Source organism: Enterococcus sp. DIV1083b (assembly GCF_051713705.1).
Classification (GTDB): domain Bacteria; phylum Bacillota; class Bacilli; order Lactobacillales; family Enterococcaceae; genus Enterococcus_D; species Enterococcus_D casseliflavus.
On sequence record NZ_JBIOQJ010000001.1, the window covers coordinates 1,171,509 to 1,195,691 of the forward strand.

At 44.2% G+C, this 24,183-nt stretch carries 21 protein-coding genes and 1 pseudogene; 14 read left to right on the forward strand and 8 right to left on the reverse strand.

Annotated elements, in window-relative coordinates; all coding sequences use genetic code 11:
• Window positions 1–9 precede the first annotated feature (9 nt).
• On the reverse strand, window positions 10–1,713 hold the full coding sequence (locus IGI69_RS05435) for a sensor histidine kinase (protein ID WP_086294911.1): 1,704 nt from the start codon (window positions 1,711–1,713) through the stop codon (window positions 10–12).
• A complete protein-coding gene (locus IGI69_RS05440) occupies window positions 1,710–3,233 on the reverse strand; it encodes a response regulator transcription factor (RefSeq protein WP_086294912.1) in 1,524 nt (507 codons plus the stop codon). The genes IGI69_RS05435 and IGI69_RS05440 overlap by 4 nt, the downstream gene beginning before the upstream one ends.
• 168 nt (window positions 3,234–3,401) lie before the next feature.
• On the opposite strand from IGI69_RS05440, the gene IGI69_RS05445 reads away from it, so the two are divergent.
• The 6 genes and pseudogenes from IGI69_RS05445 to IGI69_RS05470 all read left to right on the forward strand — a co-directional run bounded on the left by IGI69_RS05445 (window position 3,402) and on the right by IGI69_RS05470 (window position 9,409).
• A complete protein-coding gene (locus tag IGI69_RS05445) occupies window positions 3,402–4,691 on the forward strand; it encodes an ABC transporter substrate-binding protein (protein ID WP_016608159.1) in 1,290 nt (429 codons plus the stop codon).
• A 61-nt stretch (window positions 4,692–4,752) separates the two neighbouring features.
• Complete coding sequence (locus IGI69_RS05450; RefSeq protein ID WP_005225588.1) at window positions 4,753–5,628, forward strand: carbohydrate ABC transporter permease; 876 nt, start codon at window positions 4,753–4,755, stop codon at window positions 5,626–5,628.
• Between the two features lie 2 nt (window positions 5,629–5,630).
• Window positions 5,631–6,446, forward strand: a pseudogene (locus tag IGI69_RS05455) (carbohydrate ABC transporter permease); the annotation flags it as partial.
• A gap of 40 nt (window positions 6,447–6,486) precedes the next feature.
• Window positions 6,487–8,679 (forward strand): alpha-galactosidase, encoded by a 2,193-nt coding sequence (locus IGI69_RS05460; protein WP_086294914.1) that lies wholly within the window; start codon window positions 6,487–6,489, stop codon window positions 8,677–8,679.
• Between the two features lie 191 nt (window positions 8,680–8,870).
• Complete coding sequence (locus tag IGI69_RS05465) at window positions 8,871–9,149, forward strand: (4Fe-4S)-binding protein (protein WP_142967784.1); 279 nt, start codon at window positions 8,871–8,873, stop codon at window positions 9,147–9,149.
• Window positions 9,137–9,409 (forward strand): GNAT family N-acetyltransferase, encoded by a 273-nt coding sequence (locus IGI69_RS05470; protein WP_086294916.1) that lies wholly within the window; start codon window positions 9,137–9,139, stop codon window positions 9,407–9,409. The genes IGI69_RS05465 and IGI69_RS05470 overlap by 13 nt, the downstream gene beginning before the upstream one ends.
• A gap of 65 nt (window positions 9,410–9,474) precedes the next feature.
• Here IGI69_RS05470 and IGI69_RS05475 read toward each other — a convergent pair whose 3' ends face one another.
• The 5 genes from IGI69_RS05475 to IGI69_RS05495 form a co-directional block, all read right to left on the reverse strand.
• Window positions 9,475–11,229 carry an ABC transporter ATP-binding protein gene (locus IGI69_RS05475; RefSeq protein ID WP_086294917.1) on the reverse strand — a complete coding sequence of 585 codons (1,755 nt, stop codon included), beginning with the start codon at window positions 11,227–11,229 and terminating at the stop codon, window positions 9,475–9,477.
• Window positions 11,226–12,956, reverse strand: a complete 1,731-nt coding sequence (locus tag IGI69_RS05480; protein WP_142967783.1) for an ABC transporter ATP-binding protein — start codon at window positions 12,954–12,956, stop codon at window positions 11,226–11,228. The genes IGI69_RS05475 and IGI69_RS05480 overlap by 4 nt, the downstream gene beginning before the upstream one ends.
• Window positions 12,957–12,971: 15 nt before the next feature.
• Window positions 12,972–13,511, reverse strand: coding sequence for a GNAT family N-acetyltransferase (locus tag IGI69_RS05485; protein ID WP_086294919.1), 540 nt, complete (start codon window positions 13,509–13,511; stop codon window positions 12,972–12,974).
• Window positions 13,512–13,661: 150 nt separating this feature from the next.
• Window positions 13,662–14,021, reverse strand: a complete 360-nt coding sequence (locus tag IGI69_RS05490; protein ID WP_086294920.1) for a hypothetical protein — start codon at window positions 14,019–14,021, stop codon at window positions 13,662–13,664.
• A gap of 73 nt (window positions 14,022–14,094) precedes the next feature.
• Window positions 14,095–15,027, reverse strand: a complete 933-nt coding sequence (locus IGI69_RS05495; protein ID WP_438739975.1) for a helix-turn-helix transcriptional regulator — start codon at window positions 15,025–15,027, stop codon at window positions 14,095–14,097.
• Between the two features lie 77 nt (window positions 15,028–15,104).
• On the opposite strand from IGI69_RS05495, the gene IGI69_RS05500 reads away from it, so the two are divergent.
• The 8 genes from IGI69_RS05500 (at window position 15,105) to IGI69_RS05535 (ending at window position 23,371) form a co-directional block, all read left to right on the forward strand.
• On the forward strand, window positions 15,105–15,569 hold the full coding sequence (locus IGI69_RS05500) for a VOC family protein (protein WP_042890471.1): 465 nt from the start codon (window positions 15,105–15,107) through the stop codon (window positions 15,567–15,569).
• Window positions 15,570–15,762: 193 nt separating this feature from the next.
• Window positions 15,763–16,917: an LCP family protein gene (locus IGI69_RS05505; RefSeq protein WP_034868433.1), complete on the forward strand. Its 1,155-nt coding sequence runs from the start codon at window positions 15,763–15,765 to the stop codon at window positions 16,915–16,917.
• Between the two features lie 175 nt (window positions 16,918–17,092).
• On the forward strand, window positions 17,093–18,007 hold the full coding sequence (locus tag IGI69_RS05510; protein ID WP_086294922.1) for a cation diffusion facilitator family transporter: 915 nt from the start codon (window positions 17,093–17,095) through the stop codon (window positions 18,005–18,007).
• 766 nt (window positions 18,008–18,773) lie between these two features.
• Window positions 18,774–21,440, forward strand: coding sequence for a cation-translocating P-type ATPase (locus IGI69_RS05515; protein WP_413127474.1), 2,667 nt, complete (start codon window positions 18,774–18,776; stop codon window positions 21,438–21,440).
• Window positions 21,441–21,649: 209 nt separating this feature from the next.
• Window positions 21,650–22,057 carry a MarR family winged helix-turn-helix transcriptional regulator gene (locus IGI69_RS05520; protein WP_008378808.1) on the forward strand — a complete coding sequence of 136 codons (408 nt, stop codon included), beginning with the start codon at window positions 21,650–21,652 and terminating at the stop codon, window positions 22,055–22,057.
• A 14-nt stretch (window positions 22,058–22,071) separates the two neighbouring features.
• Window positions 22,072–22,707, forward strand: coding sequence for a nitroreductase family protein (locus IGI69_RS05525; RefSeq protein ID WP_008378805.1), 636 nt, complete (start codon window positions 22,072–22,074; stop codon window positions 22,705–22,707).
• Between the two features lie 14 nt (window positions 22,708–22,721).
• Window positions 22,722–23,009: a putative quinol monooxygenase gene (locus IGI69_RS05530; protein ID WP_086294924.1), complete on the forward strand. Its 288-nt coding sequence runs from the start codon at window positions 22,722–22,724 to the stop codon at window positions 23,007–23,009.
• A gap of 2 nt (window positions 23,010–23,011) precedes the next feature.
• A complete protein-coding gene (locus IGI69_RS05535) occupies window positions 23,012–23,371 on the forward strand; it encodes a DUF1304 domain-containing protein (protein WP_016613516.1) in 360 nt (119 codons plus the stop codon).
• Between the two features lie 132 nt (window positions 23,372–23,503).
• On the opposite strand, the gene IGI69_RS05540 is transcribed toward IGI69_RS05535, so the two are convergent.
• Window positions 23,504–24,106 (reverse strand): ECF transporter S component, encoded by a 603-nt coding sequence (locus tag IGI69_RS05540; RefSeq protein WP_016613515.1) that lies wholly within the window; start codon window positions 24,104–24,106, stop codon window positions 23,504–23,506.
• Between the last annotated feature and the right edge of the window lie 77 nt (window positions 24,107–24,183).

Below are 24,183 nucleotides of genomic sequence, written 5' to 3' on the forward strand. Positions count from 1 at the left end.
TGAAAGAAATTACTCTGATTCCTCCCGCTGGATCGGCAGCAGCAAGCGAACGGTGGTTCCTTCGTTGATGCGTGATTCTACAGTCAATCCGTATTTTTCCCCATAGAGCAGCTTGATACGCTGATCAATATTGTCTAAACCAATACCCGAATAGTGTTCAAAGTGGTTGGCGGTGCTGGTTGGGTGCTCTTCATTGAACCCGATGCCCGTATCGATGATCTCAATTTTCAGGCCTTCCTTACTGACGCGAGAAAAAATCTGGATCAATCCTGAATCCTCTTCGGGAAAGGCATGCAGGTAGGCATTTTCGATAATCGGTTGCAAAATCATTTTCGGTACGAGAATATCTTCACAGCCATCTTCTGAAAAAATCGTCGATTGGATGCGATTGCCGTAACGTACGTTCATTAACACGAGGTATTCTTCCACGATCGCTAGCTCATCTTTTAAGGGGACGATCTCTTTGCGGTTAAAGGTGTGCCGCAACAATTGGACAAAGCTTTCAATCGCTTGGGTTGCGGCTTCTTGTTCGTTTTGCCAGATCAAAAACTTAATGGCAGTCAATGTGTTGTAGACAAAATGCGGTTGGATCTGCATTTGCAACGAGCGGATCTCGAACTTGCGTTTTTCGGCTTCTGTAACCATTAAATGATCGACATAAGATTCTAAGTCCTCTAGCATCAAGTTATAGGCACGCCCCAATTCTCGCGTTTCGTACGTCCCGTTGATGGTGACCTTGTCGCTGAAATCGCCTTGTGTGACCGCCGGCAGCTTGGCAATCAGCTGATAAATCGGTTGGGTGATATTGCGGATGATCCAAAATGCCAGCAGACTAAAGAGTAAAATACTGACGACAGAAATCAAAAGAGCTGGCTTGATCAGATTCATATTGCGTACTAGATGCGATTCATCCAAAACATCGTAAAAAGTAAAATGATACGAATAAAGGGGCAGCTGATTGATGCTAGTATCTCTTTTGACCGTGACGAGACGATCTTCAAACGGCTTGCCTAAAAGGCTCGGATCAGAAGTAGAAAGAATTTGATTTTGTTCATTGACGATATAGATCGAGTGGAGACTGGTATCTAAGAGTTGACGATAGATCGAAGAAAAATCGGATTCTTTTAAGAAAATCAGGGCATAGCCGAAAATCGTTTCTTCTTTCATTAATTTGCGCACGTACATCAAGCCAGGGGAGTCGCTGGTGGAGGTGCTCAAGCCTTGGTCCAAGAAATAATACTGACTGATGGCGTCATTGTCATTGATCTGCTGGATAAAGGCACTGGCGAGAAAATCATCTACTGATTGATTGCGAACCGCATCGTTTTGAAAGAAAGTGCCCCCGTTGACCCCAATCAACACTAAATTCGAGGGGATGTCTTGAAACAAAGAGCGGGTGTCTTTTAATTGCTCGTTTAATTCTAAAATCGTACGGCCTTGATTCATGTCGCCTTCTAAGTATGTTTCAACGGCTTTGCTTTCATCGACGATATCAAAAATCCGATGGATATTCTCGTTCAGACGCTCATAATCTTCTTGGATTTTTTCCAGTAGCAGCTGATTGGAACTCTGGTACGAAGCAACATAGGCATCTTTCGAGCGACCATAGATTACGACGACGGTTAGCAGACAAACACTAATGACCCCGACGACAACAAAGAGGAAGATCCGACTGAATAATTCATTTTTCTGAATCCATTGGTTGATTTTCATAATTGATTCAACCGCCGATACTTCGATGGGGTGACTTGGCATTCTTTCTTAAAGATGCGAGAAAAATAGCTGATATCCGAATACCCGACCGCTTCACTGATTTCAGATAGATTCAGATCAGATTGTGTCAGTAGTTCTTTGGCTTTATCCAAGCGGGTTTTCTTTACATACTCAGAAAAGCTCATTTTCAGTTTCGCAGAAAGAAAAGCCGAAAGATAGGTGTAACTAAAATGAAAGGTTTCAGCTAGTTCAGACAAAGACAGACTTTTGGTGTAGTTGTCTTGAATAAAGCGCTGAATCGCAACGAGTAGATCATCTTCATCCAGCGGTGATAAGGTCGTCAACTGTTGACGAATATCATCAATGGTCGCCAACAACAAATCAGAAAAATCTTCCAAATACTGCACGTGACCGATGGCATGCAAAAATTCGGCTTTTAAGCGGCTAAAGCGTGGCGCAGTGGGAAATTCTTCTTCCAAGCGGGACAGTAACGTGTAAAAAATACTGCTGGCCTGCTGTTTTAAGAATGTCGGATCGACATTGGATAAGATCATGTCATTAAAATATTCCTCGATTCTGGTGATTCCTAACAAAAAGTTGTTGTCTAACAAAGCCCGTAAGAACTTCTTCGTATCAAAGCGATCACTTTCAATGTACAAAAAGAGTTCTTGTTCTGGCACCAGCCGTTGTCGTTTATAAAAAAACGATTGTCCTTGGCTTTTGGCTTTAAGCGTCACAAAATGGTCCCGCAACTGTTCAATCTTTTGAAAGGGCACACTGAGAGTAAAGAAGGCGTCTGGCTCGGTAAAACGCAATTGTTCCAACGTTTCTTTCAAAGAAGAATAAACATCCGTTCCTTCGGGATAACTAATCACTAAGCCGGCATCTTTGTTACTGGTTTGAAAAAAGAGCGTCTTTACTTGCGGTTGTGATTGAGTAAATTCCGTTAATGCGTGCAGCAGCTGATCATTGGCACGAAAGCCGCTAAAATTGGTGGTCAAAATTTGGGCTTGCTGTTGCGACTGATCTAATGCAAGGTAGTCCGCCAAAGGAGCCAACGGTTCTTCATACCCTGCTAAATAGCGATTCAACGATTCTTGCAGCTGCGTCTCCTCAGTCACGGAGCCTTTTGTATGTGACAGCTTTTGTGAGATGTTGTGCAGTGTCTTCAACAAGAGTATCGGTGTCAGTGTCGGTTTTAAAAGATAATCTACGGCACCATTTCTAAAAGACTGACTGACGTATTGGAAATCATCGTAGCTGCTCAAGACCAAAAAATGGACTTCTGGATATTGTTGTTGAATGATCGTTGTGAGTTGAAGACCGTCCATTTGTGGCATTTTCAAATCTGTGATCACGATGTCGGGATTCAGTTCATGGATCAGCGCCAATGCTTCTTGCCCGTTCGCTGCATCGCCTAAGAGACGGAACCCTTCTTGCTCCCAACGTATCATATGTTTCAATCCATCTCGGATCGTTGCCTCATCATCAACGACTAAGACCGTGCGTAAAATAGTCATGGTATCCCCCCTATATCTCTTCTTTATTATAAACGCTTTCAAAAAAGAAAGGTATTGTAACTTTTTTCTATTTTTGGACAAATTTAGTAAGCTCTTTCATAATCGTTGAATACGGTTACAAAGTCAGTGTATAGTTAGCCATGTAAATAAAAGGAAAGAGGGATAAAAATGAAAAAACTACTTGCATCGATGGTAACGGCGGCTGCAGTGCTGACTTTGGCGGCTTGCGGAAACAGCAACACAAGCTCTGGGGATTCTGGCGAGTCCTCAAACAAAGTCACGGTCTGGGCATGGGATGAGACCTTCAACATCAAGGCAGTCAATGAAGCCAAAAAAGTATATGAAAATCAAGATGTCGATGTGGAAGTCGTGACGATGTCGCAAGATGATATCGTCCAAAAATTAAATACGAGTCTGGCATCTGGAAATACGGACGGACTACCAAATATCGTTTTGATCGAAGACTACCGCATCCAAGGATACCTTTCTTCTTATCCAGATGCGTTTAGTGATCTAACGGATATCGTGAATGAGGAGGATTTCTCCAGCTATAAATTTGCGGTCAATAAAGTCGACGATGTCATTTATGGGGTGCCATTTGACAGTGGCGTTGCAGGACTATTTTACCGCACAGACTATTTAACCGATGCAGGCTATGAGCAGGCTGATCTCCAAGATATTACTTGGGATGATTTTATCAGCATCGCCAAAGACGTCAAAGAAAAAACGGGTCACGCTATGATGTCGTTAGACCCAAGCGATCTTGGCTTGGCACGAATCATTATGCAATCGGCAGGCGAATGGTATACCGGTGAAGATGGCTCCACCGTAACCATCAAAGACAATGAATCCTTCAAAGCTGGTCTAACTGTCTTAGCAACATTGTTGAATGAAGGCTTAGTTGAACAAGTTTCTGATTGGGATGGCGGGGTCAATGCCGTTCAATCAGGCAATGTCGCTTCTGCGCCAACTGGTGCGTGGTATTCCAGCACGATTCAAGGCGCGGAAGACCAAAGCGGCAAATGGGCGATCGCTCCAATCCCATCTATCGCTGGCAACAGCAATTCAGTCAATGCTTCCAGCATCGGCGGAGCAGGCTGGTACGTGATCAAAGGGGTTGACGGCGAAGAAAATGCCAAAGACTTTTTAGCCAATACCTTTGCTTCAAATAAAGAATTGATGGGTACATTAGCTACCGAGATCGGTTTGGTTTCAACCATGAATGCTGCAGAAGAAACGGAAGAATATACGTCAGGGCTTGATTTCTATGGCGGTCAAAAAGTCTTCCAAGATTTCTCTCAATGGTCACAAGAAATTCCAGCTGTGAACTACGGAAATCACACCTATGCCATTGAATCTGTCTTGACTGAAAGCTTGCAACGAGTGATCAACGGCGAAGACATCGATAAAGTATTAGAAGAAGCACAATCACAAGTGGAAGCACAAATTGCAAACTAATCGAACAACTTTGCAGAAACTCGTGAGCGATCGCGAGTTTCTGTGTTAAGGGGGAATTACAATGAAAAACAAAACAAAAAATTGGTTTGCAAACGGCAATGCCTTTATTACCTTACCCGTCATTTTGATCACGATGCTGGTCTTTATCCCGATGGTCTCGGCATTGTTCACGTCATTCCAATCAGGACCACCGACAGCGATGACCTTTAACGGTCTTGGCAACTATCAGCGGATGTTGAGCGACTCAACCTTTAAAAAAGCCTTTGGCAATACGTTTTTATACTTATTAGTCCAAGTTCCGATCATGCTCTTTTTGGCGCTGATCGTATCGAACATATTGAATGACAAAAAATTGAAATTTAAAGGGCTGTTCCGCACCGCTTTGTTTTTACCCTGTATCACATCTTTGGTTTCTTATTCCTTGATCATGAAAAGTCTCTTTTCGGCAAATGGGTTAGTCAATAACTTTTTGACACAGCTACACTTGATCGATGCACCGATCCAATGGTTGACAGATCCTTTTTGGGCAAAAGTACTGATCATTTTTGCCATCACGTGGCGTTGGACTGGCTACAATATGATCTTTTTCATCTCAGGCATGCAGAATATCGATCCAAGTATTTATGAAGCGGCAGAGATCGATGGCGCTTCAAAATGGGATCAGTTCTTCAAAATCACGATTCCCAACTTGCGTCCAATCATCCTATTTACCACGATCACCTCAACGATCGGTACGCTGCAATTATTCGATGAAGTTCAAAATATCACTGGCGGTGGACCAGCCAATGCTACGACGACCTTGTCGCAATATATCTACAATTTGAGTTACAAATTCACGCCAAACTTTGGGTACGCCGCTGCGGTCTCCTTTGTTATCGTGATTGCGATCGTGATCTTATCGATCATCCAAACGAAAATAGGAGGAAAAGAAAATTGAAAACAATCTCACTCACTTTAAAATACGTCTTTCTGGCGATTTTGGCTTTCATCTCTATTTTTCCATTTGTCTGGATGATCCTAGGGATGACCAATCAAACCTTTGATATCGTTGCTGGAAAAATCATGATTGGGGATCAATTGGTGATCAACTTCCAAAATCTCTTTTCTTCTGATTTGAATTTTACTCGAGCATTAGGCAATTCCGCAGTGATTGCCGTGATTACGACCGTCTTTGCGCTGTTGTTCTCCTCCATGGCAGGGTATGGCTTTGAGATCTATCGGACGAAAACCAAAGACTGCATCTTTAATATTCTCCTGCTGTCGATGATGGTGCCTTTTGCCGCGCTAATGATCCCGCTCTATCGGATGTTCAGCAAGCTTAGCGGCACACCAATCGGGATCAATACCTTCGCTGTCGTGATTTTGCCCTCGATCTGTACCGCCTTTTTGATTTTCTTTTTCCGCCAAAACATCAAGGCATTCCCTAGAGAATTAGTCGAAGCTGCTCGGATCGATGGCTTGAATGAACTGAGTATTTTCTTTAGAGTCTACATGCCGACGGCTAAAAATACTTATGCAGCTGCCGCGATCATTACGTTTATGGGCAGCTGGAACAATTATTTGTGGCCATTAGTTGCCTTGCAATCACCAGACAAACGGACCGTTCCACTGGTTCTTTCGGCTATGGGTGCTTCTTATACACCTGATTATGGCATGATGATGTGCGGCATCGTGATCGCCACACTGCCAACGGCCATCATTTTCTTCGTTTTACAAAAACAATTCGTCCAAGGGATGCTGGGCTCCGTGAAATAAGCGGGACATCAGCAAGCAAATACAAAGTAGAGGGTACGATATGATTCTTTTTGACAAACAACTAAACGTCTTTCATTTAAGCAACGATCAAATCAGCTATCTCTTACAGATAGAGGAAGGGGGCAATGTGGCGCACCTTTATTTTGGGAAGAAAATCGCCCATTATTCTGGTGGCTATCGCTACCCACGCCTTGATCGGTCCTTTTCACCTAATCCCCCAGACAGTAGCGATCGGCTTTTCTCATTAGACACCTTGATGCTAGAGTTTCCTGGTAATGGCTTCGGGGACTTTCGAGAAGCTGCCTATACGATTCGCCAGTCTGACGGCAGCCGAGTCAGCCATTTTGTCTTTAGTGATTACCAGATTCAACAAGGCAAACCAGCCTTAGCAGGATTGCCTCAGACCCATGGGGCCGACGACGGCATCGAAACACTGATTCTGTCCTTAAAAGATGATGTGGCGGGACTCGAACTGCAGCTGTTTTACACGATTTTTGAGGATGCGGCAGTGATCGTCCGCTCAAGCAAAGTGATCAACCACGGTAACCAGCCTGTTACGATCGAGCAGCTGGCGAGTCAAGCGCTGGATTTTCCTAACCGGCCCTTTGATTTGATCCACTTGCCGGGGGCGTGGGCGAAGGAACGCCAAATTACCCGAGAACCCATCCATCGCGGCATCAAGCGTTTAGACAGCAAGCGGGGTTCCAGCAGCCATCAGCAAAATCCCTTTGCCGTCTTGCTGGAACCTAATGCTACGGAGTTTGCTGGGGAGTGTTTTGGTTTTAGCTTGCTATATAGCGGCAATCATGAAACCATCATCGAAAAAGATCCTTACCAACAAACCCGTGTGATCATGGGGATCAACAGCCATCAATTTGCCTGGCAATTGGCGCCAACTGAAAGCTTTCAAGCCCCAGAAGCCGTGATCGCTTATAGTGAGGCTGGCTTGAATCAGCTGTCAGCCACCTATCATGATTTTTATGACGAGCATTTGATTCGGGGTAAATACAAAAAGCAAGAACGGCCGATCTTGATCAATAACTGGGAAGCAACGTACTTTGATTTCAATGAAGAAAAACTGGATGCCCTTGTTGATGAAGCCAAGGAGCTGGGAATCGAACTGTTTGTTTTGGATGACGGCTGGTTTGGTCAGCGAGAAGATGACCAAACCTCATTAGGCGATTGGTTTGAAAACGAAGGCAAGCTAGCTTCTGGCTTGGCAGGATTTGCCCAAAAAGTCCATGACAAAGGGCTGCAATTCGGGCTTTGGCTGGAACCAGAAATGATTTCTGGTGACAGTGAACTAAACCGACAGCACCCCGATTGGCTGTTACAAGTACCCAATCGCAAGCCAGCGCTTAGCCGCAGTCAGTATGTGTTGGACTTTTCTCGACAAGATGTCAGAGACCATCTCTATCACCAGTTAACCCAACTGTTTGATACGGTTGCCATCGACTATATCAAATGGGACATGAACCGCAGTCTGTCGGATGTCTATTCCTTGCTCCTCGATCCTGCCCAGCAAGGGGAGGTCGCGCACCGCTATCTGCTGGGCTTGTATGAGTTCCTAGAGAAACTGACCACTGCCTATCCGACGATCCTGTTTGAAGGCTGTTCTGGTGGCGGTGGGCGCTTTGATGCTGGCTTCTTGTATTATATGCCGCAGATTTGGACCAGCGACAACACCGATGCCATCGCCCGCCTGAAGATCCAATACGGAACCAGTCTGGTCTATCCGCCATCCACCATGGGTGCCCATGTCTCAGCGATCCCGAACCATCAGACCCAACGGGCAACGGACCTAGCGATTCGCGGCAATGCTGCGATGTCTGGCTTGCTGGGCTATGAGCTTGACTTGACACAGCTGACACAAAAGGAAAAAGCGCAGATCAAAGAACAAATCGCTTTTTATAAAAAACATCGGCGCCTGCTGCAGTTGGGTCGCTTTGTTCGACTGCTCAGCCCTTATGAAGGCAATGACACCGCCTGGCTGTATGTTTCCCCAGATAAAAAAGAAGCGATCGTCTTTTACTTCCGAGTCTTAGCCGAAGCCTCTGCACCATTGGTTACTTTAAAGCTGGCTGGCTTAGATCCTGACCTGACCTATCAAAGTGGGGAAGAGACCTTCGGTGGTGATGAATTGATGCAGCTCGGGTTCTATATCGATCCTCATTTAGCAGGGGATTACGCCACGCAGCGGTTCCATTTTGTTGCAAAAGCGCCTCACGAATGAAAATCAGCGTCCCGTCAAAGCAGCATGTTTTGACGGGACGCTTTATTGTGCTGCCGCAAGCTTTTGGCTAATGATCGGCAACTGAGAGGTTATTTTTGAACAAATGATTTATTTTTTTCTCGAGAAGTCGTATGATGAAGGAGGAGGCAGGCAGATTGCTTCTGACAATCAATAAGAGGAGGGTGTTCAACATGGACGAACAGCCACTAGGCAAGGAAACAGAAGCAGGGTTGATTGCTGCAGGATATCGGAAGTATCGTGGCGAAGCGATCGATATTTATTACAACAAAGAAATTTGCCCTCACAGCGGCAACTGTGTGAGGGGCAATCCCGCTATTTTTGAAGTTGGACGGCGCCCATGGGTGATTCCTGATAACGGGGAAGCAGCGCAAGCGGCACAAGTGATCCACACTTGCCCCAGCGGTGCATTAAAGTACATATTAAAGGAGGAAGAACCATGGAAATCTTAGAAGAAAACACTCGATTTGTGTTAAAAGACGGCGACAAAGAAATCGGTGAAATGACGTGGTCGGAAGCGGGCGAAACACGCTTGATCATTGACCATACCTTTGTCGATCCCGCTTATCGGGGCCAAGGTCTGGCCGAAAAATTAGTGGAAAAAGGGGTGGAAAAAGCCCGCAAAGAACAAAAGAAAATCATTCCTTTGTGTCCCTTTGCCAAAAAAGAATTTGAACGCAAACCGGAATATGCCGATGTTTGGAACCAATAAATAAAAAAAGACCCCCATCAGCTCAAGCAGGTACCTTTGAGCTGATGGGGGTTGTTGTTGACTGATCAATGTTGGAATTGAGCATGGTACAGGCGATAGTAATAGCCTTGTTCTGCCAGTAATTCTTCATGGGTTCCTTGCTCCACGATTTGACCGGCATCCATTACAAGGATCTTGTCTGCTGCTCGAATCGTTGATAACCGATGGGCGATCACAAAGCTGGTTTTGCCTTCCATCATTTTCAAAAAGGCATCTTGAATTTTTTTCTCAGTCAGAGTATCAACCGAACTGGTTGCTTCATCCAAAATCAGCATTGGTGGGTTACTGATCATCGTGCGGGCAATCGTCAATAGCTGTCGTTGTCCGTCAGAGATCTTGATGCCTTGATGACCGATCGGCGTATCTAGTGTTTCTGGTAAGCGCATCACATATTCATACATATAGGCATGCTTTAGGGCATCATAGATTTCTTCATCTGTGGCAGTGTCATTTCCGTATTGCAAGTTTTCTCGTAAAGAGGCATCAAAGAGCCATGTATCTTGCAAGACCATTCCGAAGCTTTGCCGTAATTCTTCTCGTTTCAACTGACGAATATCGGTGCCATCGATCTTGATCGCGCCTTTATCGACATCATAGAAACGCATCAACAAATTGACCAACGTCGATTTACCGGCACCGGTTTTTCCGACGATTGCGACGGTTTCTCCAGGTTTTGCAGTAAAAGTGAAATCTTCGATCAATTTTTGACCAGGATCATAAGCAAAAGACACCTCCTCAAAGGCAATCTCGCCTTTGATCTCTCCCAGTGATTGAGATTCTTGATCATCGGCTGTTTCTGGCTCTTGATCCAACAGCTCAAAGGTTCTTGAAAGTCCAGCCAATGCCGTTTGGATCTGGGTCGTAATTCCTGACAATTCAATGAATGGTTTCGAAAACTGACTGGAGTAGATCGTAAAGCTGGAAATCATCCCAACCGTGACAGCACCTGTACCAGAAAAGTAAAGCAGACCGCCGACAAAGCCGACTGACAGATACGCCAAATGATCGACGAATCGTGAAAGGGGATTGGTCAAAGAAGAAGAAAACTGTGCCTTTTGCCCCCGGACATTCAATTCTTGGTTGATCGTTTCAAAACGGTTTTGGTTGATGGTTTCTCGATCAAAGGCTTTGACGATTTTCTGATTGCCGATCATTTCCGTAACAAAGCCAGAAATTTCGCCGACGATTTCTTGTTGGCGAGCAAAATGCGATTGAGACGTTCGTGCCACGATCCAGTTGACCAAAAAGATGATCGGGGTCGAAACCAATACGACCAACGTTAAGGGCACACTCATTTGCAGCATGACGACTAAGGCGATCAAGACGACCGAAATACCAGAGAACAATTGGTTAAAGACTGCAGCGACGGCAATGGAAATATTGTCCATATCGTTGGTAAAACGACTGACGATGTTGCCGTGGGAGTTTTGGTCATAATAGCGCAACGGCAATATATTGAGATGGGCAAAGCCTTTTTTACGCAAATCGGCGACAGATAAATACGCCACGCGGTTGCCTAGTCGCTGGATCAACCATTGACTGACCACAGTCACTAAAACCACTCCGGCAAACAAAAGCAAAATGCGATAGAGGGCGCTGAACTGCACTTGATCGGCACCTATCAGCTGATCGACGGCTTGACCGATCTGATACGTCATATAAACCGATGAAACACCAGCAGCGATCCCGAGGACAACTGCTGCCCAAGTTTCCTTCGCGTAGGCAGTCAAATAAGGGAGGTAGCGACGAAAGGCCGACCAATCGAATGATTTCTTTTTCATGCTTCTTCCTCCTCTGCCTGTGATGCCACGATTTCTTGGTATTCTTTTGACGTTGCCAGTAGCTCTTCATGGGTCCCTTTGCCTACCAAATTCCCTTGGTCTAAGACCAAAATCTGCTGCGCATCTTGGATGGAGCGAACCCGTTGGGAGATGATGATGACCGTACCACGAATGCTTTCTTTTAAAGCCATCCGCAAATCAAGATCGGTTTGATAGTCAAGGGCACTTAAAGAATCATCCAAAATCAAGATATCTGGTTTAGCGATCAATGCTCTGGCAATCGTTAACCGTTGTTTTTGTCCTCCAGAAAAGTTCTTGCCCCCTTCAAAAATCGGGGTATCCAATTGCTGCGGCAAGGCTTCAACGAAGTCGCGGCTTTGAGCGATTTCGAGTGCTCGCCAACACTCTTCATTGGTGGCATCTTTTTTGCCCCATTGCAAGTTTTCTCGAATCGTTCCCGTAAACAGCACGGCGGTTTGAGGCACCATGGCGATTTTTTGGCGTAATTGCTGTAAAGGCCATTTCCGCACATCGTGCCCGTCAACGATCACTTTGCCATCTGCCACATCGTAGAAGCGGGGGATCAATTGGGTCAAGGCAGATTTCCCGCTCCCGGTTGGTCCAGTGATACCTAAAATAGTCCCCGGCGCGACTTGGAAATCAATGTTTTTCAAGGCTAATCCGTATTCTTTTGAAAAGCGGAAATCAACGTGCTCAAAGCGAATCGCTCCCACGTTGTTTTTCGGCTGATCCATAAAGACTTCTGAAAGTTCGTCGCCGATCGACGGCTCAGTGGCTAACACTTCGTTGATCCGTGAACCAGATGCTGCGGCACGGGTAAAGATGATCACTAAGTTGGAAACCACGATCAACGCTAAGAGCATTTGATTCATGTAATTGACCAGTGCCAACACTTGTCCTTGCTGCAAATTGCCAATATTGACCTTGAATCCACCGATATAAAACAACGCGATAATGCCGACATTCATGATCAAGGTGGTGGCAGGCGTCAATAAGGCGGAGAGATTTGTGACCCGTAAATAGACATCACTTAAATCATCAGTTGCTTTATCAAAACGTTTCGTTTCCGTTTTTGTGCGGGCAAAGGCACGAATCACCCGAATCCCGCTTAAATTTTGACTCACTAGTTCGTTCAATTCGTCGAGATGAATTTGAACTTTCTTATATAATGGCACGGTTTTGGCGATGATCCAGAATAAGACGATACAAAAGAGCGGTAAGACGAGTAGGAAAATCAAGCCAGCTTGCCAATCAATGACAAAGGCCATAATCACCGAACCGATACTTAAGAAGGGCGCACGGACCACCAGCCGAATCAGCATCGCCAGAGCAATCTGCATCTGATTGATGTCGTTGGTCATTCGGGTGATCAAGGTATCTGTACCGAATAAGTTCAGTTCGCTATGGGAAAGGGTGTTGATTTTTTTCATCAAGCGATTGCGTAATTCTGTTCCGAAGCCTTGAGAAGCGACGGAAGCATAATATTGACAGATGACGGCACAGATCATGCCTACCACGGACATCACGATCATCCAGATCGTCATTTCAACGACCTTTGACCAATTGTTTTGCCGTAGCCCCTCATCGACTAAAGCGGCCATCTGCAAAGGCAGGACCAATTCAAACACCGCTTCTAAAAATTTGAAAAACGGACCAAGAATAATCTGTTTGCGATAATCCTTGGCATAGCGTAACAAGCTAATCATAAAAAACCTCCTAAATTATTTCGGATGAGCAGGATGTTCACTGGCCAAACAGGCAAAAACCAAACTATCGGTCCATTCCCCCTTGTTCCACCAGTCTTGGATAAAATGTGCTTCTTGGCGTAATCCAATGCGTTGGCAAAGCTTAGCTGAGGCCTGATTGCGGGCGTCTAGCGTCGCTTGGACCCGATGGATCTTCTGACTGGCAAACAACCAGTCCAATAATTCCTTCAATGCTTCTTGAGCAAACCCTTGTCCGCCAAATGACGGATGGAAGGCATAGCCGATTTCAACGGAAGACGGCTGACCAGTAAACCACACCGACAAATCGCCGATGACCGTTTGATCGTGTAGTACCGCCAAAGAAAGGCCTGCTTGGTCCGTCAAGGCGTGCTGTTGGCATTTTTTGGCAAAAGCTGCCACTGCCGTTTCTGTCTGCCAAGGCTCATGAAGTAAGAAACGGCAGACTTCCGCTTGACGATAAATAGCAAAGGTATCGGCAAAATCACTTTCTTGAAACGGACGGAGCAGTAAACGTTCGCTTTCAATAAAATCCATAACAGCCTCCAATTCTTTAGGGACATCTTACCATAGAATGAAATAGCCGAAAACATCCCCTGAAAAATCTATTCATTTTCTTGCAAAAAAAATGTAAATCACTTGAAAAGTCTTTTTCTAGGCAAACGAACCCTGCCAGTTGCTGCTCATTTACCACGACTGCCAGCGGGCAAGAAAGGTTTTTTGCCAATCTCCCAAGGGCAAGATCACTCGCTGCATTTGAAAACGGTAGGTTTCCCCTTTATAAGTAAAGCGAATCGGGACGAGCATCCCTACAACAGGATCTTTGTGCTGTTTTTTCAGCTCAGCAAGCGGCACGTTTTTGTGCTGCAGGACTTTTGTCGAGAAAAGATTCAATGCCAAAATCGTCAATTGCTGATCATCTAAGACGAGCAGGGTACGGCTGGTGATGGCATTGAAGGACTGCCATTTTGCATAGCCGATCACAGCTCCTTCCGTTAAATAGGGGGCTGCCAACGCTTGGAAGGTTTTTTTATTTAAAAGAAACATGGGTAGAAAACTCCTTATAAGTAAGAATCGTTTTAGGCAGAGTGTCAACCATCATCGAACAGCGTGAAGACGCTTAGTCAGTTGTAAATGGCTGCAGCATCCGCCGAACTTTTTCAGTATACGCCTGTTTGAGGGCTAACGGTTCGATTTCTTTGATGGTTGGCCCAAATTGCAAGAGAAAGTCAGCTAGAAAATCAAGCTCATTGTCGGCAATGTGTCCTTCTAAGCAAAGCTCACTAGGACGTTCCACCACTGCCATATCAGGATATTTTTCTTGCCACAAGCGTTCCTTTGCCGATAGATCAAAGCGGATGTGATAGCCCAGTGTTTGTGTCAACACTTGTTGCTGCAGCTGTTTTTCAGCTAACTGCTGCAAGGTATAGCCTGTTTTTTCAGTCGGAGCAAGTCCCTGCATTGCATCACAGCGATAGCGGCGAAAGGCCTGCTTTTGACAATCAAAGGCCAAACAATACCAGTAACCAGCACGAAAATCCAGCTGATAGGGTTGTACGGTCTTGTTCGTTTTTTGATAACGCTGATAGGTAAATTGGATGACCTGTTCTTGTACGATTGCTGAAAAAAGCGCTGAGAGGATCGGTGCACTCGTCAATTGAGGCACCCCTTGAAACGAAACCGCCGTCTCCATTTTTTCTATCCAGTCGGTATCTCCTTGATAAAAAGACTGCAAAAGTTTTCGCCGCAGCCCTTGATAGCTCCGATCAAAAGGAGAATCGGACAGTTTTTGTAAGAGCTGTAAAGCAAAGAAAAGGGTATAACGTTCATTTTTGTCAAAGTACAAGGGGGTCAGTTGATTTTTTAAGATCTGATAGCCGCCATAACGACCGGCTTCTACCACGAGAGGCAAGCCCAGCTCTTCCAACGATTGGACATCGCGGACGGCTGTGCGTTTTGAAATCGCAAAGGTTTCCATCAAATCAGCTAGATGAAAAGTGGTTTTTCCTTGTAAATACAATAGCTCCTGAGTTAAACGTTCTGTTTTTTTCATTTCTTTCTCCAATGGTGCCAAGTTTTGGCAATATTCACAGTTACACTTATGGTAACAAGAAAAGGAGGAACCAACAAATGATCGAACCAAAAATCGCTTTATTTTTGACCTTAGACGGCAAAGCCCAAGAAGCCATCCACTTTTATCAGGAAACATTAGACGCGACCCTCTTATTCGCCATCACCAACCAAGAATATCAAAAAAAACTTGATCCAACGCTGGAGATTCTTGCAGGTCAAGAACAGTATCTTTCTCATTCCATCCTACAAATCGGAGATTTCCAGTTGCAGCTGGCTGACAATCCATTGATCGAAGGGGAGCCCATTCAAGCAGGGAATCACTTATCCTTGAGTTTGACGATAGACGACACCAAAACAGCTCAAAAGCTTTATCAACGACTAGTGGAAAAGGGCAGTCAGGTGATCCAGGCACCTAGTGAAAATCCGTTTGCGTTTTTTTATGCAAGTGTTCGCGATCCATTTGGTGTAATTATTCAGCTTACTGTCGAAAAAGAAGTTGATCCATCAAAAAAGGGTGAATGAAAAAAATCGTTTTTTAATAAAATATCCATAGAAGTTGACTAATTATCCAGCTTTCTTTCATCATCAGAATTATTTTTAAGGAATGTTTAAAGGACTTCACAGAAAAAGAATAAAACTTCTTAAAAAAATAGGCGGATCGCAAAAATTCTGGTACAATCGGGGAGAGCAATTCAGGAGAAATGAAGGAGGCACTATGGATAGAAAGACGAGATATAAACAGCAAAGAGCCCACAAAGCGCGCAACAAACGCGTGATTATTGGAGGAATCTTTCTTTTCGCCATTGCAGGCATCGTTTTATTTGCCGGCTATACGTATTATGCAGCAAAAAATTCAGTGGATAAAATGTTTAAAGAATCCGCTGTGATAACCTCTAACAAAGAAAAAGAGGATGGATCACTCAAAACATCCGATGTAAGTTCCAAATTCGGAGTTTTATTGATGGGTGTCGATAATGATGAGGAACGTGAACAAACAGATCATTTAGACAGTGCACGTACAGACAGCTTGATTTACATGGTTTATGATGGCGAAAACAAAAAAATCGATATGGTGAGCATCCCGCGGGATATTTGGACGAATATCTATGATGGAACTGGAACGGGTACAATTTATACGACAGCAAAAATCAATAGTGCCTATACAGTCGGTGAAGAGGATGCAACAATCGAAACCGTTCAAAATTATTTGCAGCTCCCAATCGATTACTACGTAAACGTGAATTTTATTAGTTTTAAAAAAATTATTGATGCAATTGGTGGTGTAACTGTAAATGTCCCTTACGACATAAATCAAGATTATGCCGCAGATAACTCTGGGGAAACATTGATTCCGGAAGGTCGTCAGTTGTTGAACGGTGAGCAAGCTTTGATTTTTGCGCGTATTCGAAAAATGGATACCGATGTTGATCGGGGAAATCGTCAGCAAGAAGTCATTGAAGCAGCAATTCATCAGGCTTTAAAAATTAATAACGTGACGAAATATCAAGAAATTTTAGATTCTGTAAGTAATGACGTAAATACAAACTTTAAATTTGAAGATTTAGTTTCCCTTGCTGGAAATATGATTTCAGGATTTGAAATCAATAGTCATACCTTTGAATGGTATGATGGGGAGTCTTACGATGGTCAGTCCATTGTGTACATCCAAGACTACTCTTACAATGAAATCCGAAACGACATGCTTAAGGCATTAGGCAAGCAGACAGAAGAACAGAGTACCCAAAATCAAAATACAGATGCTCAGACAGGGTACGACGATGGGTCTCAAGGCACAGGCTATGGCAGCGAGTACGGTACTGACAACGGAACGGGCTATGGCACGGAGTATGGATCAGATTCAAATTATTAATGAAGTATTATTGTCAGAAGCAAGCCAGGAGAAATCCTGGTTTTTTTGCGTTCAAGAGGGGAGTAAATGGTAAATCTTTATCACAAGCCACTTTCGTTTTCATCTAGGAAGTGCAGTGCTATGCTTATGAAAAGAGACAGCTTGTTGCAGCGAGTCCGACACCGAAGGAGGAACCATGATGGAAAAACAGCAAGAGCAAAAAGCCCGTAGAATCGTTTTGCTGACCCACGTCTTAGGGTTGATCATGAAATCCATCGGCTACTTCTTTAGCGGCAGTGCTGTCTTGATGAACGAAAGTATCCATAGTCTGATCGATTGCATCAATCAAGGACTTCTAGCCATCGGTGAAAACCGAGCACAGCGAGGACGCAGTGAACTGCATCAGTTTGGTGAAGGACGAGCGACCTATTTTTTTAGTACTGTAGTTGCCATGACAGTTTTTTTAGGTGGTGGGATTTTAGCGGTTGTTGAAGCCAGCCGTGATCTGCTAGACCCAACCCACGAAGTGGAGCAGATCCAGCTGGTGGCAGCGATCTTATTTGTCAGTTTGTTCATTGAAGTAACGGCTGTTCAAGAGGGCTGGCAAGAAGTCAAAGAACAAAACAAGCAAAACCAGCCCCTCGTCCGTTTCTTAAAAGAAAGCCGCGATTCCGATCTGCTTTTAGGCTTCACGGAAAATTTGTTTGCCTTAGGTAGTGTGACGATCGCCATCGCAGGAATCTTATTGACCGCATTGACGGACAATCCAGTATTTGATTCCCTCGGCGGCATTTTAGGTGGATTGTTGCTGATTGCTGCTGCTGTCTTTTTAGCCAAAGAATTTTATAGCCTCTTGATTGGTGAAGGCGCTTCTGCTTCTGATTTAATGGCGATCAAACAAATTTTAGCCGATCCTGCCATCATTCAAATCAAAGATTTGCGAACCCTCCATCTAAGTCCAGAAGAACTTTTGATCGTCGCCGACCTTACCTTGAAGCTAGGACCCGAAGAACCAAGCGTATTTATCGATACCATCGAACAGCGGATCAAACAGGCTTTGCCTGATCTGCGAGTCTATTGCTACATCGAGAGTGAGGAAGTTCCCTCTTAAATTAGAATAGATACGAAGTATTCCTCGGTTGGTGATTTATCATTCAAACGAGGAATGCTTTTTTGGGGTATTGGCGTGCTTGTTTTATATGAACACAATGGATCAATGGCTTGTTTTGCTTCAACCTTTTCTGGCGATCAGGAAGGAGAATGTCAGCGAGAGGTCGTAATTCAATTGTTTTTTTAGCAATAAACACTTTTTTTGTTCAAAAGTTTGTTGTTTTTTGTTAAAATAAAGTAAGGACAGCAAGCGTTCTCTTTTTAAAGTTATTTTTTTGCTAGAGTTGTAACATTGTAAATCACAACATAGCAGAAGCTTAGTTTATTAAGAAAACACCGAAACGAGTACCTGTTTGGCATTGCTGACATGCTGCCCAATCGTCACCAAAAGCGGTGGTGCTAATTTTGTTACGACTGTTTTTTTACACCACTTGTGAAGCAAAATCCTTTGCGAACATCTTCATCCATGATAGGTTAGAAGTAGGCCGGATGGTTTTTTCACAAAGTACGTACATAGAAAGATCACTTGCGACGATTAAAAGAAGCGACTTCATTGCTCGCAAAATGATCGATGCTCAACACACATACCTTTTCCCTCAGCCAGTCAACCTGCGCTTGCTTTTCTTATTGGTTATATTCCCTTCACTCAGCAATTGCCTGAACCGATTCAAATCAAAAAATGACTGTGCAAGGTATCTGTACCGATTTATCCCTTCAGAAACGTGGAAACCCTCGGCAAGAAGTTTATAATTTAAAGGAGGAATTTGATGGAAAAATTTTACCAGCAAAAGACTGAAGAGACCTTGAAACATTTTGAAAGTGACCGCAAGCAAGGCCTAAGCGGGAAAGAAGCCGACAAACGCTTAGAAAAATACGGAGAAAACACGATCCAGCAACAAGAATCCCTTTCTGTATGGGAATTGCTGTGGCATAACTTGAACAACTTGATTGTTTATTTATTGCTAGCAGCTGCGTTACTCTCTTTTGCGATGGGGGAAACGATTGAAGGAATTGCAGTATTGATTGCCGTGGTGATTGCTGTAATGACAGGTTTTATCACAGAATTACGAGCACAAAAATCAATTGATTCTCTTCAAAGCATGATTTACACTACCGCAAAAGTGATTCGTGATGGAGAAGTAATGGAGATCGAGTCGGCAAAAATCGTTCCAGGCGATATTCTCGTTCTGGAAGAAGGGGATGCCATTGCGGCAGATGCCCGCTTACTTGAAACGAGCAACTTTGCCTGCATCGAATCAGCGCTGACCGGTGAGTCAGAAGCTGTTGAAAAAGATGCACGAGAAACCTATGAAGAAGATGTTCCACTAGGCGATCGCCGCAATGTCGTTTTTGCAGGAACTGCGGCAACTCGGGGAAATGCCTATGCTGTAGTGACAGAAACCGGTATGAAGACTGAGGTCGGAAAAATCAGTGACATGCTGACGGGTGACAAAAAGCGTCAAACGCCGTTAGATATCGAATTGGACAAGCTAGGAAAAGCAATCATTATTGCCGCGCTTTTTGCTGCGGTGGCAGTTTTGATCGCTGGGGTCTTGACGAATCAACCATTTGTCGAAATGATCCATATCTCGATTATTTTGGCGGTCGCAGCGATACCTGAGGCAATGCCAGCCGTTTCGACCATCACATTGTCCCGAGGCATGCGGACGATGGCCGAGCACAAAGCACTGGTCAAATCGTTATCAGCTGTTGAGACCCTGGGCGCCACCAGTATCATTGCCAGTGACAAAACGGGGACGCTGACAGAAAACCAAATGACGGTTGCTGAGATCATTTTAGGTTCAGGAGAAATGTTCAAAGTGACAGGAAATGGGTATGAACCCAACGGGAAATTTTACAAGGCAGACTCGGAGGATGAAACCGAGATCGATGCAGCCAATCATGATGCGCTGCAAGGGATGATCGAAAATGGTGCTTTATGTACCACCGCCACTTTACGTGAAAACGAAGGGCAATACGAGATCCTCGGTGATCCAACAGATGGGGCGTTCGTCGTTTTAGGTCAAAAAATCGGCATCGATCGCCAAAAAGAGCAGGACAGCGGGCTGAAGAAAATCGCAGAAATGCCCTTTGATTCCGACAACAAATACATGGTGACCGTGTATGAAGGAGAGCAACGGACATTGATCATCAAAGGGGCACCAGATGTCTTAATTGATTTAGCTGATGCTGATGCCACAGAAAAAGAACAACTTCATGAATACAATGACACGTTAGCCAGTCATGGGCAGCGGGTGATCGCTGTCGGTTGCATCAAGGATTATCAAGGTGGGACGGACGAAGCAGAACTGAAAGCAGCATTACAGGAAATCAAGATCCAAGGCTTTGCGGGCATCGTCGATCCGCCACGAACAGATGTCAAAGAGGCAGTGAAGGTCGCCCAAGAAGCGGGGATCCGAGTGAAGATGATCACGGGGGACCATCCGAAGACGGCATCCATGATCGCCAAAGAAATTGGCTTAAAAGATCATGAAAAAACCATGACAGGTCGCGAGATCGATGAATTGGCAGGGCAGGAAGGCTTTAACGAAAAAATCGAAGAAGTCGCTGTCTTTGCTCGAGTCTCTCCAAAAAATAAATTACAACTTGTGGAAGCCTTGCGTGAAGAAGGCGATATCGTTTCTATGACTGGCGATGGCGTTAACGATGCGCCGGCACTCAACGGCGCCGATATCGGGATCGCCATGGGGATTCGTGGGACAGAAGTAGCCAAAGAATCTTCCGATATGATTTTAACGGATGACCGTTTTGGAACAATCGTCGATGCCATCAAAGAAGGACGCATCATTTTTGACAACATCAAAAAATATGTTTCTTTCTTATTCTCATGTAATATGGTTGAGATCGTGACGATCTTTTTAAGTGTCATCTTCTTGATGCCAATGCCGATCCAACCGCTGCATATCCTTTTCTTAAATCTAGTCATCGATATTGCGCCAGCAATGGCGTTAGCCTTTGAACCAGCAGAAGACGATATCATGAAACGTCAGCCACGGTCGAAAGCTGATGGCCTCGTCAACAAACGCTTCTTAGGACGCATCATTTTAAGTGGTGTTGTGATTGGTCTGGTGGCGTTTGGCTTCTTCAATTTCTTGATGTTGACGGATCACGAGTTGCTTTATGCACAAACAGCGACCTTTACCTTTATGGCAGTAGCACAATTGATGCATATTTTCAACGTTCGTAAGAGCAGCGGTTTTGGCTTAGACAAAACTCTCTTGAAAAACAAACCGTTGATGGGGGCATTGCTCCTTTCCGTAGGTTTACAGCTTTCAGCAGTCTATGTACCGTTTATGAATGAGCTATTAGACACGATGCCAATTCAAGCCGGCACGTGGGGGATCATCTTCGCTGCTGCAGCGATCTCTACACTGATTGTGATGGGCTTGAAGAAACTCTTCCAATTAAAATAAAATAAATTCTCCAGTATTTTCTCAATACCGGAGTAACGAAGACCCGCAGCCTAATGGCGCAACTTCGCCAAAGGATTCTTGATTCGATCCTTGATGAAGTTCGCCTAGCTGCGGGTCTTTTTTGCTTACTCTTTACAAGCAAAAGAAAATGATTTATACTTGACTAGTCAACAGTTGACAAGTCAATGATGAAAGGAGCGGTTTATGCAATGAATTTACGTGAGCTAAGCGGATTGCTGTATCGGATGAAAATCGTGAATCAAGAATTAACGGCGATCTTTGAAAAAGAGACTGGCTTTAGTCTGACCCGTTATCAGTTGCTGCAGTTTTTGAATGAGCAAGGACGCTGTACCCAAAATCAAGTACAGAATGAATTGAAGATCGATAGTGCAGCGGTCACTCGGCATTTGAAGATTCTCGAAGAAAAACAATTTGTGACACGGGAACGAAACAAAGACAATAACCGCGAGATTTTTGTTTCTTTGACACCGAAAGCACAAGCCGATTTGGCTAGTTGTGCTTCAAAGCATGCCAGCTCTGAGGAGTCGTTAGGCATCAATTTGACCGAAGAAGAAGAAGCACAGCTTCTAACATTACTTATGAAATTAGTTCCATGAAAGAAGGCAAACCCATGACAGAATACAGCAATAACAATTTTTCAGAGATCACCTTTGGCCGAAAATCGGTTCGTGTCTATGATGAAACCTACAAAATCCCCCATGAAGAAATGTTGACCATGATCCAAGAGTCAACGACAGCACCTTCCTCAGTCAATATGCAGCCTTGGCGCTTTGTCGTTGTGGAAAGCGATGAGCAAAAAGCAAAATTGAAACCGTTGATTCGTTTCAACGTCCGACAAAATGATACATCTTCTGCAATGGTCTTGATTTTTGGCGATATGCTTTGTCATGAACTAGGAGAAGAAATTTATAACAAAGCAGTAGCAGAAGGCAAAATGCCAGCGGAAGTACGTGACCAACAATTAGCAGCGATCATTCCTCATTACGAAAATCTTACAAAAGAACAAATGAATGATGTGGTGAAGATCGACGCTAGTTTAGCAGCGATGCAATTTATGTTAGTTGCGCGGGCGCATGGCTATGAAACCAACCCAATCGGCGGCTTTGAAGCAGATCAATTAGCAGAAGCTTTTGGCTTAGACAAAGAACGTTATGTTCCTGTCATGATCCTTTCAGTCGGAAAAGCCAAAGAATTAGGCTATGAATCCGTTCGGTTAGACGCAGAACAAATTACGACATTTCTATAAGAGGAGGGAAAACGATGGAAATCATCAATGCAACGTTTTACATCAAAGAAGAAAAGCGGGCAGATTTTTTAGCCGCTGTTACCCCATTAATAGCATCGGCAAGAACTGAGGATGGCTGCCACGGCTATCATCTCTATGAATCATTGGAAGAAAACAATCAGTTTGTCATGGTCGAAAAATGGGCGAATCAAGAAGCGATCACCGCCCACAATCAAAACCCGCTGCTGCAACAATTATTCCAGCAAATGCCTGACTTTGCAGCCAAACCGAGCGAGATCATTGTCGCTCAACAAGGAGAATAAAGATGACGATTTTATCGACGATTTTAATTGTACTGGTTGCCTTAGAGTTTTTCTATATTCTCTATTTAGAAACATTTGCCACTACGTCCAAAGCAACGGCGCGGGTCTTCAACGTGACGAAAGCAGAACTTGAACGACCGATCGTTGTGACCTTGTTCAAAAACCAAGGGGTTTACAATGGACTCATTGGTTTGGGGTTACTGTATAGTATTACCTTTGCTTCAGCACCATTGGAAATCAGTCGCTTGTTGCTGATCTACATTATCTTAGTAGCTGCATATGGCAGTGTGACTAGCGACAAGAAAATTATTTTGACCCAAGGCGGTCTAGCGATCCTTGCCTTGCTGTCCACCTTTTTTTAACCAATAAAAGAAGAAGCCCCCTAATCTAAGAAAGCCTTTCTATACAATAGAAGCTTTCTTAAATCGGGGGCTTTTAATGTTTGGGCAAAGAGTACTCAGAACGTGAAAAAAATGATAGGATAAGAGAAGGGACTAACGATTTTCTGGACGTAAACTGGTTGCCGCAAATAAGGCTTTTACTAGAATGGGTGTTAAGATCGCAGCTGTGATCACCTCAGAGATTCCATTCGTTATAGCAATTCCACCGAGGGTCACGAATAAAGCCGAAGCATCGACACCATAGGTATTGGCAACTAAGCCAGTATATAAGGTTCCCATTAGGGTTAAGACCAAAACTGTATTGGTGATGGTCCCAAAGATTGCTGCAACAATCGAAGCAGCGACGACTTTTTTGGTCTTTTTGTAAATGATCGTAAACAAGAGACCAGCCACTAAGCCAACCAACACACGGGGAACCACCGAGATGATTGGGTTGGTGAAAACGGCAATGTCCAAGGGCGTTGTCGGAGAAGTAAACGCACGGATCATGGTAAAAACACCCCAGACTAAGCCGATGAACATCCCGTCTTTTGTCCCTAAAACGATGGCAGCGACGATCACCGTGATATGGATGATCGTTAAACTAGTGATACCGATCGGAATAAATCCAAGGAAAGGTACCATCGTCTGTAAAATAATAATAGCAGTCAAAATGGCACGAATGACAAGGCGATAGGTTTTGCTTTTTGTATTCATTGTAAAAACTCCTTTTTTTATAATGACACTCGTGTCATTTTTAAGTTAGGTTGATTATACAACAAAATGACACGAGT

Bases quoted from the DNA above. Each gene is read 5' to 3' on its own strand.
- IGI69_RS05540 (WP_016613515.1), bottom strand. From the start codon at position 24,106: ATGAATACAAAAAGCAAAACCTATCGCCTTGTCATTCGTGCCATTTTG.
- IGI69_RS05505 (WP_034868433.1), top strand. From the start codon at position 15,763: ATGGATAGAAAGACGAGATATAAACAGCAAAGAGCCCACAAAGCGCGC.
- IGI69_RS05510 (WP_086294922.1), top strand. From the start codon at position 17,093: ATGATGGAAAAACAGCAAGAGCAAAAAGCCCGTAGAATCGTTTTGCTG.
- IGI69_RS05465 (WP_142967784.1), top strand. From the start codon at position 8,871: ATGGACGAACAGCCACTAGGCAAGGAAACAGAAGCAGGGTTGATTGCT.
- IGI69_RS05480 (WP_142967783.1), bottom strand. From the start codon at position 12,956: ATGATTAGCTTGTTACGCTATGCCAAGGATTATCGCAAACAGATTATT.
- IGI69_RS05525 (WP_008378805.1), top strand. From the start codon at position 22,072: ATGACAGAATACAGCAATAACAATTTTTCAGAGATCACCTTTGGCCGA.
- IGI69_RS05495 (WP_438739975.1), bottom strand. From the start codon at position 15,027: ATGAAAAAAACAGAACGTTTAACTCAGGAGCTATTGTATTTACAAGGA.
- IGI69_RS05470 (WP_086294916.1), top strand. From the start codon at position 9,137: ATGGAAATCTTAGAAGAAAACACTCGATTTGTGTTAAAAGACGGCGAC.
- IGI69_RS05475 (WP_086294917.1), bottom strand. From the start codon at position 11,229: ATGAAAAAGAAATCATTCGATTGGTCGGCCTTTCGTCGCTACCTCCCT.
- IGI69_RS05460 (WP_086294914.1), top strand. From the start codon at position 6,487: ATGATTCTTTTTGACAAACAACTAAACGTCTTTCATTTAAGCAACGAT.
- IGI69_RS05530 (WP_086294924.1), top strand. From the start codon at position 22,722: ATGGAAATCATCAATGCAACGTTTTACATCAAAGAAGAAAAGCGGGCA.
- IGI69_RS05500 (WP_042890471.1), top strand. From the start codon at position 15,105: ATGATCGAACCAAAAATCGCTTTATTTTTGACCTTAGACGGCAAAGCC.
- IGI69_RS05490 (WP_086294920.1), bottom strand. From the start codon at position 14,021: ATGTTTCTTTTAAATAAAAAAACCTTCCAAGCGTTGGCAGCCCCCTAT.
- IGI69_RS05450 (WP_005225588.1), top strand. From the start codon at position 4,753: ATGAAAAACAAAACAAAAAATTGGTTTGCAAACGGCAATGCCTTTATT.
- IGI69_RS05515 (WP_413127474.1), top strand. From the start codon at position 18,774: ATGGAAAAATTTTACCAGCAAAAGACTGAAGAGACCTTGAAACATTTT.
- IGI69_RS05440 (WP_086294912.1), bottom strand. From the start codon at position 3,233: ATGACTATTTTACGCACGGTCTTAGTCGTTGATGATGAGGCAACGATC.
- IGI69_RS05520 (WP_008378808.1), top strand. From the start codon at position 21,650: ATGAATTTACGTGAGCTAAGCGGATTGCTGTATCGGATGAAAATCGTG.
- IGI69_RS05485 (WP_086294919.1), bottom strand. From the start codon at position 13,511: ATGGATTTTATTGAAAGCGAACGTTTACTGCTCCGTCCGTTTCAAGAA.
- IGI69_RS05445 (WP_016608159.1), top strand. From the start codon at position 3,402: ATGAAAAAACTACTTGCATCGATGGTAACGGCGGCTGCAGTGCTGACT.
- IGI69_RS05435 (WP_086294911.1), bottom strand. From the start codon at position 1,713: ATGAAAATCAACCAATGGATTCAGAAAAATGAATTATTCAGTCGGATC.
- IGI69_RS05535 (WP_016613516.1), top strand. From the start codon at position 23,012: ATGACGATTTTATCGACGATTTTAATTGTACTGGTTGCCTTAGAGTTT.